Origin of the sequence: Rahnella inusitata (genome assembly GCF_965118895.1) — a bacterium.
GTDB classification, from domain to species: Bacteria; Pseudomonadota; Gammaproteobacteria; order Enterobacterales; family Enterobacteriaceae; genus Rahnella; species Rahnella inusitata_A.
Map to the genome: position 1 here is coordinate 83,844 of NZ_CBCPJJ010000011.1, position 15,398 is coordinate 99,241.

The following is a 15,398-nucleotide window of genomic DNA, read 5'->3' on the forward strand; positions in this document are numbered from 1 at the left end:
CAGGAAAAGACGCCGATATTACCCGACGCTGTGTTCAAGGCTTATCGCCAGCAGTTTCTGTGCTTCGACAGCAAACTCCAGCGGCAGCTCGGAAAAGACATCTTTACAGAAACCGTTAACAATCATGGAAATCGCGTCATCTTCGCTGATACCACGTTGCAGACAGTAGAACAGCTGGTCATCGCCAATTTTCGACGTCGTCGCTTCGTGTTCCAGCTGCGCGGTATTGTTACGCACTTCGACATACGGGAATGTATGCGCGGCGCTGTCAGGACCGATCAGCATTGAGTCACACTGCGTGAAGTTACGGGCATTTTCAGCACCCGGCAGAATTTTCACCAGACCACGGTAGCTGTTCTGGCTGTGACCTGCAGAGATCCCTTTGGAGATGATCGTCGATTTAGTATTTTTACCAATGTGGATCATCTTGGTGCCGGTATCTGCCTGCTGCTTGCCACTGGTCAGCGCAACTGAGAAGAATTCGCCGATTGAGTTATCGCCTTTAAGGATAACGCTTGGGTATTTCCAGGTGATCGCAGAGCCCGTTTCAGACTGCGTCCAGGACATCTTCGACCCTGCGCCTTCACACAATGCGCGTTTGGTCACGAAGTTGAGGATCCCGCCGCTGCTGTCTTTGCTGCCGGAGAACCAGTTCTGTACGGTGGAGTATTTCACTTCAGCGTCTTTATGCAGAATGACTTCAACGACGGCCGCGTGCAGCTGATAGGTATCGCGTACCGGTGCTGAACAACCTTCGATGTAACTGACATAGCTACCTTCATCGGCAATCAGAATAGTACGTTCGAACTGACCGGTTTTCGCCGCGTTGATACGGAAATAGGTCGACAGTTCCATCGGACAACGCACACCTTTTGGTACATAAACAAAAGTGCCGTCAGAGGCGACCGCAGCGTTCAGCGCAGCAAAGAAGTTATCCTGCGCGGGTACTACGGTACCGAGGTATTTGCGAACCAGATCCGGGTATTCGTGAATGGCTTCGCCGAATGAGCAGAAAATGACGCCAGATTCAGCCAGCTTTTCACGATACGTCGTGGAAACAGAAACGGAGTCGAAAATTGCATCGACGGCCACTTCTTTCCCTTCACGTACGGGAACACCCAACTGCTCAAAAGCTTTTTCCACTTCGCTGGTCAGGTAATTTTTACCATCGAGCGCCGGAATACCGTGAGAATCTGCGGGTGGCTGTTGCGTAGCACCTGGCTGAGAACCACAGGTATCATCACAGCTGCCACAGGATGGCGCGGAGTAATAGCTATAATCCTGATAATCGAGAGGCGTGTAATACGCTTTCAACCAGTGCGGCTCTTCCATTTTCAGCCAAGCATGATAAGCCTGCAGACGGAACTCCAGCATCCACTCGGGTTCGTTGCGTTTCGCGGAGATCGCGCGAACCACATCTTCGTTGATGCCTGATGCTAGTTCATCGGTTGCCAGCTGGGTAAAGAACCCTTCTTTATAATTCGTTCCCTCGCCGACCCAAGACTGCACATCGTCTGGAATTTCTACGTTGCTTCGTGACATGTTGGTTACATCGCTTTGTTTACAATAATCTTAAAAACGGCCGGTTCTTACAGGCCGAAACTTTCGCCACACCCGCAGGCATGCTGAGCTTTAGGATTATTGAATTTAAATATCTGATTCAGCCCTTCGCGGACGAAATCCACCTCGGTTCCGTCGATGAAAGGCATCGCTTTCAGCGGAACAAACAGCAAAGCGCCGTCATGTTCAAACACCAGGTCATCGCTGGCCGGTTGCTTGGTTAAATCCAGAACGTAGCCAAAGCCAGCACAGCCCGATTGTTTCACCGAGAGCTGAAGACCTTTGACTTCAGGATCCTGGGTCATAAGGGTTTTAACCTGTTTCGCCGCAGAATCAGTCAGGATCACGCCTTGCCATACGTTGTCGTCTAAAGAGAACGAGCCGACAGTTTCAGTTTGCATCTGTCTTACCTCATAGTTTTACGGTCATAGACAAGACCTATTGTCTCTATTCTAGTGATAACATTTATCACTTCAACCTCTTGTTTTAAGAGGGTATAGCGATGACCCATGAGGAACGCCACTCAATGTGCATCGGCTTTGGGTCGGGCTGCCGGCGGGTCTTGAACACCGCAACCATCAACTGATTGAATAAGTTGTCAATTTTTTGTTAAAAAACGCAAAATTAACCTTATAAAGATCATGGTTTAATAGTTTTCATTAGGTCTATTATAAAACATTCATCGGAAATGCCTATTTATGAATTCACCCTAAACGCAATAATAAGGCTCTTTTTGTTTACTCATTTCCGCCGATAAATGAAAAAACAGATGAAAACGTTGATCCGGTTATTTTTTGACAATATGATGTTCATTCTTTGATAATGATTATCATTAAGATAAACCGGAATACTGAGAATGGCTCAATCGGTAAATGCGTGGTTGCAAAGTAAGATCGACGAATATAAATCCAGTGTCCGCGATGCTACTGTGGATTTCTATATGGCGGATGCCGCCTTACGCCGCCCTGACGCACACCTCTGCCAGCTAAAACGCCTCAACAGCATTTGTCTGGATATGGCCAATTTATGCCTGCAAAACGGAGACGATCACAGTTATCTGCACGCGTTATGCAAGCTGCATAACCGCCTGATATTGGAAATAAACAGTGTCGGTCGTTGTGAACTCTTCCGTGTTCAGAGCTACCATTTTGCGCGGCACACGCTCAAACTCATTTGTCAGTATTATGGCATGATGGGCATCTGGGAAAAAGCGACAGCCTTCCAAACAGACTTTGCCAAACGTGTGCCCTATCATCTTTGATTGCGTTTCAATGTGATAGCTAATGAATACTGCGAATAAAAAAGGCGGACAACTTTTCGGCCTGTCCGCCCTTTCTGTCTTCTACCTGCCTGTTTCATTCACTCAAATTATTTATCGATAACCATCGTTGTCAGTCTGGATACACAGCAAAGACCGCCCTGCTGATCAAAAATTTCAATCTGCCAGACCTGGCTGCGGCGACCGGCGCGTAATGCACGGCATACGCCACGGACATGTCCTTCCCGCGCTGACTTCATGTGGCTGGCATTGATTTCCACGCCGACCACCGTCTGTGTGCCTTCGCTGCACAGATATCCCGCCATCGAGCCCAGGGTTTCAGCCAGTACGACTGATGCCCCACCGTGCAACAAACCAAAAGGCTGAATAGTACGTTCATCCACTGGCATCGTAGCTTCAAGAAAATCCTCGCCCAGTTGGGTGAACACTATTCCGACGTGCCCGACCATGCATCCCTGACTACGTGCATTGAGCGCATCAAGAGTGGTGGTTCGTTTCCAAAATGACATCGTGCTTCCTTATGTATCAGGGAATGATTTCCAGTAAAGCCTGTAAAGGATGTCGGACTCCGTTGCCTTCAATACGTTTTACCTGGCTGCGACAGGAATAACCGGTCGCCAGACAGCGCTGACGCGGCAGGCGTTGTAAAGATGTGTGCCATGACAGCTCGTATATCCCCAGCGAGTTTTGCAGGTTTTTCGTTTCGTGACCGTAAGTTCCGGCCATCCCGCAGCAACCTACACTGACATTTTCCAGCTTAGCGCCGTAGCGGGCAAAAATATCTCCCCATTGCTTACCACTGGTTGGCAACGCCGTACTTTCAGTGCAGTGCCCGAACAGATACCAGGGCTCACCGCTCTGCTGTTGCGCTGGACGTTCTGCCAGCCACGTATCTAACCATTCGTGTACCAACTGAACCTGGAATGAACCACGGGCCTCCCCGAGAATTTCCTTATATTCATCGCGATAACAGAGCACCAGCGCCGGGTCGACCCCCACCAGCGGCATTCCTAACTGAGCCACACGGTTTAAGAACTGTGAGGTTTTCTTCGCGGTTTTCGCAAAGCGTTGCAGGAAGCCTTTAATGTGCTGCGCTTTACCGTTCGGGGAGAACGGCAGCAGCACAGGTTTCAGACCCAATTTTTCGATAAGCCGGATGAAATCAGCCACGACCTGTGCATCATAAAAACTGGTAAACGGATCCTGCACCACCAGAACATATTCGCCGCGCTGGGCCGGAGATATTTTCTCCAACTGTTCGAGTGTCATCATACTGGCGCGATGCCCTAGCAGTTGCTCACGCAGCGTGGGAGTGGACAGCAAAGGCAGATCTACCATGCCGATGCTTTTACGGCTCATTTCCCGTACCCACGGCTGTTTCAGGAAGAAGTTAAACAGCTTCGGTGCTTTGGCCATCAGCGGCGCATAACTTTCAACGCTTGCGACGAAATGGTCGCGCGCCGGGCGCAAATAACGTGTGTGATAAAGCTGAAGGAAACGTGAGCGGAATCCGGGTACGTCAATCTTAATCGGACACTGCGTCGAACAGGCCTTGCAGGCCAGACAACCCGACATCGCCTCTTTCACTTCATGAGAAAAATCATATTCACCTTTATTGGCGTGCCAGGTATTACGTGTACGGTCGATGAGTGTGCGGAAACTCAGCCCTTTCTCCGGCAAGGCGTTTTCAAGTGCCAGCGGATCAACGCCCTGCTCAGACAGCAAACGCAGCCATTCCCGGACTAATCCTGCGCGTCCTTTTGGTGAGTGAATTCGGCTACCGGTGATTTTCATCGACGGACACATCGGGCTTTTCACATCAAAGTTGAAGCAAAGACCGTTACCGTTACATTCCATTGCACCACGGAACGACTGACGCACTTCCAGCGGAATTCGGCGATCCAGCGTGCCACGTTTCGCCGCATCGACTTTCATCATCGGCTCATCGCAATCGAGTGGCGCACAGATCTTACCTGGATTCAGTCGGTTATCGGGGTCAAACGCCGTTTTGATACGGCGAAGCTCATGGAACAGTTCCTCGCCGAAAAATGCCGGACTGTATTCAGCACGGAAACCTTTGCCGTGCTCGCCCCACAGCAGGCCACCATATTTAGCGGTCAGTGCGACGACTTCATCAGAAATTTGCTTTAGCAGCATCTCCTGTTGCGGATCACACATATCGAGCGCCGGACGTACATGCAGTACGCCAGCATCGACGTGCCCGAACATGCCATAACTCAGATTATGGCTGTCCAGCAGCGCACGGAATTCAACGATATAATCAGCCAGATGCTGCGGCGGCACGCACGTATCTTCCGCAAACGGCAGGGGTTTGGCCTGCCCTTTCGCATTGCCCAGCAGTCCGACCGCTTTCTTACGCATATTATAAATACGTTCAATACCGGCAAGGTCGGCACAAATCTGATAACCAATCACGCCACCTTCCTGGTCGCTCATCAGCCCGTCGAGGCGCTCGCACAGGGCGCTGACCTGAGCTTCAATCAGATCGGCGTCGTCACCGGCAAACTCAACGATGTTGAGCCCCTGCATGTCTTTGCCATCCACATCCTTTATGTACTCACGGACGCTGTGCCAGACGATATCTTCACGCGCCAGATTGAGGACTTTAGAATCGACGGTTTCAACTGAAAGGGCTTTGGCTTCCACCATGAATGGCGCATTGCGCAGCGCGGAGTTGAAGGAGTCGTATTTAATGTTGACCAGACGGCGCACTTTGGGGATTGGCGTGATATTCAGACGCGCTTCAGTAATAAAGGCCAGTGAACCTTCCGAGCCGGTGAGGATACGGGTCAGATTGAAGGTTTGCAGATCATCACTCAATACATGACGCAAATCGTAGCCGGTAAGGAAGCGATTCAATTTCGGGAATTTTTCGATGACCAGCGCGCGGTTATCACGGCAACTGTCGAGCACGGTGCGATAGATGCGGCCAATAACAGAATCCTCTTCGCCGAGTTTATCGGCCAGCGCCGCAGGTATCGCTGTGGTGTCCAGCATATCGCCACCGAGCACGATGGCGCGCACACCCAGCACATGGTCTGAGGTTTTGCCATAGACCAGAGAACCCTGGCCGGACGCATCGGTATTGATCATTCCGCCAAGCGTCGCACGGTTACTGGTGGACAGCTCCGGCGAGAAGAAATAACCCAGCGGACGCAGATAATCGTTGAGCTGGTCTTTAATCACACCTGCCTCGACCTTGACCCAACCTTGTTCAATATTAATATCGAGAATTCGGTTCATATGACGGGACATATCAACCACAATGCCGCGGTTCAATGACTGACCGTTAGTGCCGGTGCCCCCGCCGCGCGGCGTGAAGACCAGCGTTTTAAAACGCTCTTGCCCTGCGAGGCGTGCTATCAGGGCAACGTCCGAAGTTGCCAGCGGAAACAGAACCGCATCCGGTAAGAGCTGATATACGCTGTTGTCAGTAGCCATCGTCAATCGATCGGCATATGTCGTGGTGAGATCACCGGTAAATCCGTCGTTTTTTAAGGCTTCCAAAAAATCGAGCACCAGCTGGATGACACCCGGCGCCTGAGAAATCTGTGGGATCATTGAATTATGACTCTGTCTTTGTTGTATGCCTGGCAAGCGCTAAGCGATTTGCCGGATCTGCGAGGCAGATCCACCCTGTTCTTTACCCAGATTAAAAACTAACATACTTCTTTTTTAAGCGCTCCGTCTGGTTAACCATTGTTGCATTTGTTTCATGACGCGCCGCAAAACGCACGTTTAGCAACAGCGTGTTGCAACTAAATTTGCGGTGCGCTATCCAAAACCAACCGAATGTTCCATGCTTATGCATGACAACTGCCGGAACGCAGTGTCGCTATTTTTTGGAGGCTCAAGGCTGATGCCTCTTCGTTTATCCTTTTGAGAAACATGAATGAATCTCCCAATTAAACGTTATGACTTACCACAAATTATGTTTGGGGTGCTGTTTATTGCGCTGATGACTATCGCCAGTATCTGGATAGTGCAGCCCTTTATTCTGGGCTTTGCCTGGGCAGGCATGGTGGTCATTGCCACCTGGCCGCTTATGATCAAACTACAGCGCATTATGTGGGGACGACGCTTCCTTGCTGTCATCGTCATGACGCTGTTACTGATCTTGCTATTCGTGTTACCCATCGCTTTACTGGTCAGCAGCGCAATCGAGAATGGCGCGCCGCTGGTGGCTCTTGCGGGAAATCCATCGACCCTGCATATGCCTGATTTCAACTGGCTGAACTCGATTCCGCTGATCGGCCACAAACTCTATTCCGGCTGGCATGCGCTGATTAATGGTGGTGGTAATGTCCTGATGACTAAAGTGCAGCCTTACGTCGGGCAAACCGCATCGTGGTTCCTGACACAGGCCGGGCATCTGGGTCGCTTTATCGTCCACTGTTCGCTGATGCTGTTATTCAGCGCCTTGCTGTATAGCCGTGGTGAGCAGGTTGCGATGGGGATCCGTCACTTCGCCGTTCGTCTGGCCGCTGAACGTGGTGATGCGGCTGTCATCCTTGCGGGTCAGGCGATTCGCGCCGTGGCACTGGGTGTGGTCGTGACGGCCATTGTGCAATCGGTTCTCGGCGGTATCGGGTTGGCCATTGCCGGTATACCTTACGCCACCGTATTAACCGTGGTGATGTTCGTTTGCTGCGTGGCGCAAATCGGTCCATTGCTGGTGCTCATCCCGGCCATTATCTGGCTGTACTGGTCGGGCGATAACACATGGGGCACCGTGCTGCTGGTATGGAGTTGCGTGGTAGGTTCTCTTGATAACGTACTACGACCAGTGCTTATCCGCATGGGAGCAGATTTACCCATGCTACTCATCCTCTCCGGCGTTATCGGTGGCCTGTTTGCTTTCGGAATGATAGGTCTGTTTATCGGCCCGGTAGTACTCGCCGTGTCGTACCGCCTGATTTCACTGTGGGTACACGAAGCGCCAGAGCCTGAATCAGATCCGGTAGAAGCGCTAAAAGCTCTCGACGACTAATCACTCAGTACCTTTCTAAATGCCCGGTGTTGTCTCAGACAAATAAAAGAGAAGATACCGGGCACTGTTATTCCTTTCAAATTCTGCCCCGCCGCTCATCTCTTAAAATATTCAAGAATTATTCAAGTGAGAATAAAATCTATTAGGAGGATTCTTACAGACTAAATACCTTGAGAAACCTAGTATTATCAACAGTTCGGATTTCAACCCACTGATATATATACACGCTTTCCCCTAAAAGCATGTATACCCCAAATTGCTGTGTGTAGTCTTTGCCTGTCTTCGAGACGGGCTTTTTTTTATCTAAAACCTCCCTCTTTGTAATTTTAATCTCAACACTACCTCTCCCATTTTTTGCAGAGAAAACATTTATTCCATAAAAAAACCATCGTTTTTACACGATGGTTTTTTGAACATTTAAATTATGGCTTTAAGACTTTATTTATCTGCCAGTGCCAGCCAGGTTTGCACCACCGTATCCGGATTCAGGGACAAACTGTCGATCCCTTCATCCATCAGCCATTGGGCGAAGTCCTGATGATCGGATGGGCCCTGCCCGCAAATACCAACGTATTTTCCCTGTTTCTTGGCGGCCTTAATCGCCATCGACAAAAGTGCTTTAACGGCTTCATTGCGCTCATCGAAGAGTTCAGACACGACGCCTGAATCACGATCGAGGCCGAGCGCCAGTTGTGTCATGTCGTTTGAACCGATAGAGAAACCATCAAAGTGCTCAAGGAATTGATCCGCCAGCAACGCATTGGATGGGATCTCACACATCATGATGACCTTTAGGCCGTTTTCACCGCGTTTAAGTCCCTGACGTGCCAGTTCGGCCACCACAGCTTCCGCCTGTGTCACGGTACGTACGAACGGGATCATGACTTCGACATTGGTCAGATCCATGTCATTACGTACCCGTTTCATCGCCTCACATTCTAACGCAAAGCAATCGCGGAAGCTGTCAGAGACGTAACGTCCCGCGCCACGGAAACCGAGCATCGGATTTTCTTCGTGCGGTTCATACTTCTCGCCGCCGACCAGATTGGCGTATTCATTGGATTTAAAATCTGACAAACGCACGATAACGCGCTTAGGCCAGAAAGCGGCACCCAGTGTTGCAATCCCTTCGGTCAGGCGCGCCACATAGTATTCGCGCGGGCTGCTGTAACCCTGAATCAGTTTGCTGATTTCAGCCTGCAACTCCGGCGTTTGTTGGTCAAACTCCAGCAAAGCTTTAGGATGCACACCAATCATGCGGTTAATGATGAATTCCAGACGCGCCAGCCCGACCCCTTCATTAGGCAAACAGGCGAAATCAAATGCGCGATCGGGATTACCGATATTCATCATGATTTTCAGCGGCAATTTAGGCAGTTCATTGACTTCGGAACTTTGCACCGTAAAGTCCAGTTCATCCTGATAGACGTAACCGGTATCCCCTTCAGAGCAAGACACAGTGACTTTTTGGTTTTCTTTCAGTTTTTCTGTTGCGTCGCCGCAACCTACCACCGCAGGGATCCCAAGTTCGCGGGCAATAATCGCCGCGTGACAAGTACGCCCGCCGCGGTTTGTCACAATCGCTGACGCTTTTTTCATGATCGGTTCCCAGTCCGGATCAGTCATGTCCGTAACCAGCACATCTCCGGCTTTAACGTGATGCATTTCGCTGATGTCATGAATGATTTTGACCGGCCCGGCACCGATACGATGACCAATTGCACGGCCTTCCACCAGAACTTTACTGCTGCCGTTGAGCTGGTAGCGCTCCATGACCTGACCGTTTGAACGAACGGTCTCCGGCCGCGCCTGCACGATATACAACTTACCGTTGTGACCGTCTTTCGCCCATTCGATATCCATCGGGCGACCGTAATGTTTTTCGATAAGCAATGCCTGACGTGCCAGTGCCTGAATTTCGTCATCCGTCAGCGAGAATTGCGTGCTGAGTTCTGCGGGTACATCTTCAATCTGTACCTGTTTGCCATGTTCCTGACTCGGGGCATACACCATACGGATTTTCTTGGAACCCATAGTACGGCGCACGATCGCAGGTTTATTTTTGGCAAGCGTTGGTTTGTGTACATAAAACTCGTCCGGGTTTACTGCGCCCTGCACCACCATTTCGCCCAGACCGTAGGCTGAAGTGATAAAAACCACCTGATCAAAACCGGATTCCGTATCAATGGTGAACATCACCCCCGCGGCCGCAAGATCGGAACGCACCATGCGCTGAACACCGGCCGAGAGCGCCACGCCGCGATGGTCATAGCCCTGATGCACGCGATAGGAAATCGCACGATCATTGAATAGAGAGGCATACACATGTTTCACGGCAATCAGTACCGCATCAAAGCCCTGTACGTTCAGGAAGGTTTCCTGCTGCCCGGCGAAAGACGCATCAGGCATATCTTCGGCAGTGGCAGAAGAACGTACGGCAAAGGAAGCGTCAGGTTCGCCTTCCGAAAGCTGCTGATAGGCCTCGCGGATTGACACTTCCAGCTCAGGCTGGAAAGGCGTCTCGATGATCCACTGGCGAATTTGCGCCCCCGCCTGCGTCAGTTGAGCAATATCATCAACGTCGGTTTTATCCAGTAACTCATGAATACGATGGTTAACGCCACTTTGATCAAGAAAATCATTAAACGCCTGAGAAGTGGTGGCAAAACCATTAGGGACAGAGACCCCTAATTCAGACAAATTAGTGATCATTTCCCCGAGGGATGCGTTCTTGCCCCCGACTTTATCAACGTCGTTCATACCCAGTTGGTTGTACCAGATAACATTGCGTAAATCGGGATCGAGATGAGCCATGAAACAATCCTTTCTTAATATTCAGTAGGAGAGCAGAGAGTCGTAATTCAGTCACAGTCAAATGACTTAATGTCCTTTAACTACATGTCCTTTAAAACACGCGGTCATTTCGAGACTAGCATATTGATCCATAAGAACAGGACAGGTGAATCGATCCAGCAAATCAAACTATTTTTGTTTCGGATAATTCCACTGCGGCTTTGAATCCCCTTCCTATCTAAATCTCATAATTCCTTATGAATCAGTGATGAACCACCGGACATTTCGTCATGAACACTACGCTACCAAAGAAGCTGACGCGCTGCTGAAGCAAATCAAAAAGGTGCGGGATAACGCGAAAAAATTAAAATCCCATTTCATTTATTACAGTCATTTTGCGCAGTATCTCGCAGCAATGAACTTAAGAATGCCCGTCCGGAGAAATAGCCTTTTTATTTAGTGAATTTCTGGTTATTACTAAACGGGTTCCCGTAAGGGATAAGGCAAACAGAAAGAAATCAGGAGCGGTGAGTGGACAGATGTGTGTTTTACATTTCCGATGGCACTGCAATTACGGCGGAAGTTTTAGGCCATGCCGTGCTGTCACAATTTCCGGTGAATGCGACCACCTATTCCCTGCCCTTCGTAGAAAGTGAAGCGAGGGCGAAAACGGTCGTTCAGCAGATCAATGACATATTTGCAAAATCCGGTGATCGCCCGCTGGTGTTCTATTCAATCGTTTCGCCCGATATTCGCAATATCATTAAAGCCAGCGAAGGGTTTTGTCAGGACATCGTTCAGTCGTTGGTGGCACCGCTGCAAAATGAGCTCGGCGTGGAACCGACGCCCATTGCTAACCGCACACACGGGCTGACCGCCAGCAATATCACTAAATACGATGCCCGTATCGCCGCCATTGATTATACGCTGGCGCATGATGATGGCATTTCGCTTCGTAATCTCGATCAGGCGCAGGTCATTTTGCTCGGCGTTTCCCGCTGCGGGAAAACACCGACCAGCCTTTATCTGGCGCTACAGTTTGGTATCCGTGCGGCCAACTACCCATTCACTGCCGATGATATGGATAACATTCAGCTGCCAGCCGCACTGAAACCCCATATGCATAAGCTATTCGGACTGACGATTGATCCCGAACGCCTGACCGCGATTCGCCAGGAGCGTGTAGAAAATAGCCGTTATGCATCACTGCGCCAGTGCCGGATGGAAGTCTCTGAGGTAGAAGCACTTTTCCGCAAAAATCAAATCCGCTATCTCAACAGCACCAATTATTCTGTGGAAGAGATTGCAGCAAAGATTATGGACAGTTTCGGAATGAGTCGGCGCATGTTCTGACCCTTTTGCTGATGTGAGTGGCATAACCGGCCAACAGTGGTTGAATTCATCTGTTTTTGAGTTATTGTGATCGCCATCACTTCCCGGTATTCCTGCCGCAGAGAAGAATCAAATTTTAGAGAGCACCATGTCACAAACAGATGAGCTGCGTACGACGCGCATCGACAGCCTGATTACGCCTCAGGCACTGGCAGATAAATTGCCAATATCCACGTCGGTCGCCCAACACGTGATGGCATCACGTAAACGTATTGAAAAAATAATTACCGGTGAAGACCCGCGCCTGCTGGTAGTGATCGGCCCTTGCTCGATTCACGATATTGAAGCTGCTATTGATTACGCCGGAAAGCTGAATGTGCTGCGTGAAAAATATCAGGATCGTCTTGAAATCGTGATGCGTACCTATTTTGAGAAACCCCGCACCGTGGTCGGCTGGAAAGGCCTGATTTCTGATCCCGAACTTAACGGTTCATGCCGTGTTAATGATGGTATAGAACTGGCGCGTAAGGTTCTGCTGGCGGTCAATCAGTTGGGTATTCCGACGGCGACCGAATTCCTGGATATGGTCATCGGCCAGTACATCGCTGATCTGATAAGCTGGGGCGCTATCGGCGCACGTACTACGGAGAGCCAGATCCACCGTGAAATGGCGTCTGCATTGTCCTGTCCGGTTGGCTTTAAGAACGGCACTGACGGCAACACACGTATCGCAATTGATGCCATGCGCTCTTCACGCACCAGCCATATGTTCCTGTCACCTGATAAAAACGGTCAGATGACCATTTACCGTACTGCCGGCAATCCTTACGGCCATGTGATCATGCGTGGCGGTAAGAAACCGAATTATCATGCTGAAGACCTGGAACAGGCTTGCCTGAACCTGGCGGAGTTTGACCTGCCGCAGCGGCTGGTGGTGGATTTCAGCCACGGTAACTGCCAAAAGCAACACAAACGTCAGTTGGATGTGGCCGCGGATATTTGCGAACAAATCCGCGGCGGTTCGACCGCTGTCGCGGGCATCATGGCGGAAAGTTTCCTGATTGAAGGCACACAGCCTGTCGCCACCAACAAACCTCTGGTTTACGGAAAATCGATCACTGACCCTTGCCTGGGCTGGGAAGATACCGAAACGCTGCTAGCGATGCTGGCAGAGGCGACAGATAGCCGGTTCTGATCGGTTGTGCTGGTAAAAGCGTAAAAACACCCTGGGCGACATTTTTGTTGCCCTTTTTTGTGCCTCTGCCTTGCTCACCTCCCCTTTCGCAACGCCCTGCCAGCAGCAATCCCCTTAGGTTATCCCACGGTATTTAAAGGGCTATTTGCCAGAAATTACATTCTGCCAACAAAAATTTTCTTGATGTGTTTCTGCAATGATTTGATAATGATTATCAAATTGATATTAATTCCCATTACCACCAAGCAAGCCAGCTTGGGCCTTTGGGGATAATATTTTACAAATCATTCACATAACAGCTCAAATTTTTATCTGCCCAATGGCGGATGATATTTAAGACTACGAGGAAACAGCCATGCTTTCTGTTCACTATCAAGATTATTTACAGGCCAAAGAAGCGAATCCAGGTAAATATGCCCGTGATCTGGCTGAAATTCTTGGCATCAGCGAAGCCGAATTAGCGGCCTTACGCGTTTCTCACGATGCAGCAAAACTGAAGGTTGATGCGCGTACTCTGCTGGCCGCGCTGGAAAGCGTCGGTGGAACGAAATCCATTACACGTAACGACTATGCTGTTCACGAGCAGCAAGGCCATTATGCAAACCAGCATCTGAACGGCCATGCCGGGTTAATTCTCAATCCACGCGCGTTGGATCTGCGCTTGTTCCTGCAACACTGGGTGCACATTTTCAGCATGACGGAATCAACTCCGCGCGGCGATAGGCACAGCATTCAGTTTTTCGATGCCCAGGGCGACGCGGTGCATAAGGTCTATACCACCGATGAAACGGATATGGCGGTATGGAATGCGTTGGTGGCTCAGTACAAAACCGATATTAATGCGTCGTTGCAACTGGAAGCCGTACCGGCAATTCCGGTGGTCAACACCGCCGATACCAATACTCTGGATGCCGAATGGCGCGCAATGACCGACGTTCATCAGTTCTTCCAGCTTCTGAAACGCCATGATGTAACCCGCCAGCAGGCTTTCAAAGCGGTAGGTGACGATCTGGCATGGCGTGTTGAAAACGGTTCTCTTACCCGTTTGCTGAATATCGCTAAAGACGATCAGAACGAGATCATGATTTTTGTTGGCAACAAAGGCTGCGTGCAGATCTTTACCGGCCAGATCGAAAAAGTGATGCCACACGGTGAATGGATCAACGTCTTTAACCAGCGCTTCACGCTGCATTTGGTAGAAAGCGCCATTGCCGAAAGCTGGATCACCCGCAAACCAACTAAAGATGGTTTCGTCACCAGCCTGGAACTGTTCGCCGCCGACGGCACACAGATAGCCCAACTTTACGGTCAGCGTACCGAGGGCACGCCGGAGCAAACTCTGTGGCGCGAACAACTGGCTCAGCTCCGCAACGAAGGCGTTGCCGCATGAAGCACACTTTTAAAGTTCTGATCACTGCGGCGTCCTTACTGACGGCACCTGTTCTGCATGCCGCAGAAAAGCTGGTGAGCATCGGCGGTGACGTCACGGAGATCGTTTACGCGCTGGGCGCAGGCGATCAACTGGTGGCGCGTGACAGCACCAGTTTACGCCCAAAGGCGGTGCTCACTTTGCCGGACGTCGGTTATATGCGCCAGCTGAATACCGAAGGTATTCTCTCCATGCACCCGACGTTGGTGCTTAGCAGCGAGCTGGCAGAACCGTCACTGGTGTTACAGCAACTGGCGCAAAACGGGGTAAAAGTGATCCGCGTGCCGGGCACGGCTTCAGTGGATACCGTACCGAAAAAAATCGACGTGATTGCTAAGGCGCTGGGCCGTCAGGCCGAAGGTGAAAAGCTGATCGCCACCTACCGCACGCAGCTTGCAGCCATTAAGCACGAAACCTTGCCGGTCAAAATGTTATTCGTGATGAGCCACGGCGGCATGAATTCCATGGCCGCAGGTCAGGATACGGCAGCAGATGCGATGATAACCTCCGTGGGCGCCAAAAATGCCATGCAGGGGTTCAGCCGCTATCGTCCTCTGTCACAGGAAGGCGTGATTGCCAGTGCACCGGACATCCTGCTGCTAACCGCAGACGGAATTAAAACCCTGGGCGGCATGGATCAGGTGTGGAAATTACCGGGCGTGGCGATGACGCCAGCGGGTAAAAACAAACGCGTTCTGGTGCTGGATGATATGTCCCTGCTTGGTTTTGGATTGCAAACTCCGGCAGTGATGGCACAGCTTCGTCAGGCGGCGGAAAGCGTGAAATGAGCAGCATGAGC

At 50.6% G+C, this 15,398-nt stretch carries 11 protein-coding genes; 6 read left to right on the plus strand and 5 right to left on the minus strand.

The features are described 5' to 3' along the window. Window positions 1-18 precede the first annotated feature (18 nt). Both sufB and sufA read right to left on the minus strand, forming a co-directional pair. On the minus strand, window positions 19-1,542 hold the full coding sequence (gene sufB, locus ACMHLI_RS12940) for a Fe-S cluster assembly protein SufB (RefSeq protein WP_112168604.1): 1,524 nt from the start codon (window positions 1,540-1,542) through the stop codon (window positions 19-21). 47 nt (window positions 1,543-1,589) lie between these two features. After that, entirely contained in the window at window positions 1,590-1,961 is a 372-nt protein-coding gene (gene sufA / locus ACMHLI_RS12945) for a Fe-S cluster assembly scaffold SufA (RefSeq protein ID WP_056773540.1), read from the minus strand. A gap of 455 nt (window positions 1,962-2,416) precedes the next feature. On the opposite strand from sufA, the gene ACMHLI_RS12950 reads away from it, so the two are divergent. Next, window positions 2,417-2,821, plus strand: coding sequence for a hypothetical protein (locus ACMHLI_RS12950; protein ID WP_413529830.1), 405 nt, complete (start codon window positions 2,417-2,419; stop codon window positions 2,819-2,821). A gap of 107 nt (window positions 2,822-2,928) precedes the next feature. Here the strand turns inward: ACMHLI_RS12950 and ACMHLI_RS12955 are convergent, their stop codons facing one another. After that, complete coding sequence (locus ACMHLI_RS12955; RefSeq protein ID WP_413529831.1) at window positions 2,929-3,348, minus strand: hotdog fold thioesterase; 420 nt, start codon at window positions 3,346-3,348, stop codon at window positions 2,929-2,931. A gap of 16 nt (window positions 3,349-3,364) precedes the next feature. Then, window positions 3,365-6,421 (minus strand): FAD-binding and (Fe-S)-binding domain-containing protein, encoded by a 3,057-nt coding sequence (locus ACMHLI_RS12960; RefSeq protein ID WP_413529832.1) that lies wholly within the window; start codon window positions 6,419-6,421, stop codon window positions 3,365-3,367. 331 nt (window positions 6,422-6,752) lie between these two features. Here ACMHLI_RS12960 and ydiK point away from each other — a divergent pair, with 331 nt between their 5' ends. Further along, the gene (ydiK, locus tag ACMHLI_RS12965) at window positions 6,753-7,850 is read left to right on the plus strand and encodes an AI-2E family transporter YdiK (protein WP_413529833.1); all 1,098 of its coding nucleotides are present in this window, start codon (window positions 6,753-6,755) and stop codon (window positions 7,848-7,850) included. A 438-nt stretch (window positions 7,851-8,288) separates the two neighbouring features. Here ydiK and ppsA read toward each other — a convergent pair whose 3' ends face one another. Next, entirely contained in the window at window positions 8,289-10,664 is a 2,376-nt protein-coding gene (gene ppsA / locus ACMHLI_RS12970) for a phosphoenolpyruvate synthase (RefSeq protein ID WP_413529834.1), read from the minus strand. A gap of 510 nt (window positions 10,665-11,174) precedes the next feature. Between ppsA and ACMHLI_RS12975 the strand changes: the two genes are divergently transcribed. The 4 genes from ACMHLI_RS12975 (at window position 11,175) to ACMHLI_RS12990 (ending at window position 15,387) form a co-directional block, all read left to right on the plus strand. Further along, window positions 11,175-11,996: a pyruvate, water dikinase regulatory protein gene (locus ACMHLI_RS12975; protein WP_413529835.1), complete on the plus strand. Its 822-nt coding sequence runs from the start codon at window positions 11,175-11,177 to the stop codon at window positions 11,994-11,996. A 127-nt stretch (window positions 11,997-12,123) separates the two neighbouring features. Further along, the gene (locus ACMHLI_RS12980; protein ID WP_413529836.1) at window positions 12,124-13,170 is read left to right on the plus strand and encodes a 3-deoxy-7-phosphoheptulonate synthase; all 1,047 of its coding nucleotides are present in this window, start codon (window positions 12,124-12,126) and stop codon (window positions 13,168-13,170) included. A 355-nt stretch (window positions 13,171-13,525) separates the two neighbouring features. Next, window positions 13,526-14,560, plus strand: coding sequence for a hemin-degrading factor (locus tag ACMHLI_RS12985; protein WP_413529837.1), 1,035 nt, complete (start codon window positions 13,526-13,528; stop codon window positions 14,558-14,560). Beyond that, a complete protein-coding gene (locus tag ACMHLI_RS12990) occupies window positions 14,557-15,387 on the plus strand; it encodes a heme/hemin ABC transporter substrate-binding protein (RefSeq protein ID WP_413529838.1) in 831 nt (276 codons plus the stop codon). The genes ACMHLI_RS12985 and ACMHLI_RS12990 overlap by 4 nt, the downstream gene beginning before the upstream one ends. Window positions 15,388-15,398: the final 11 nt, after the last annotated feature.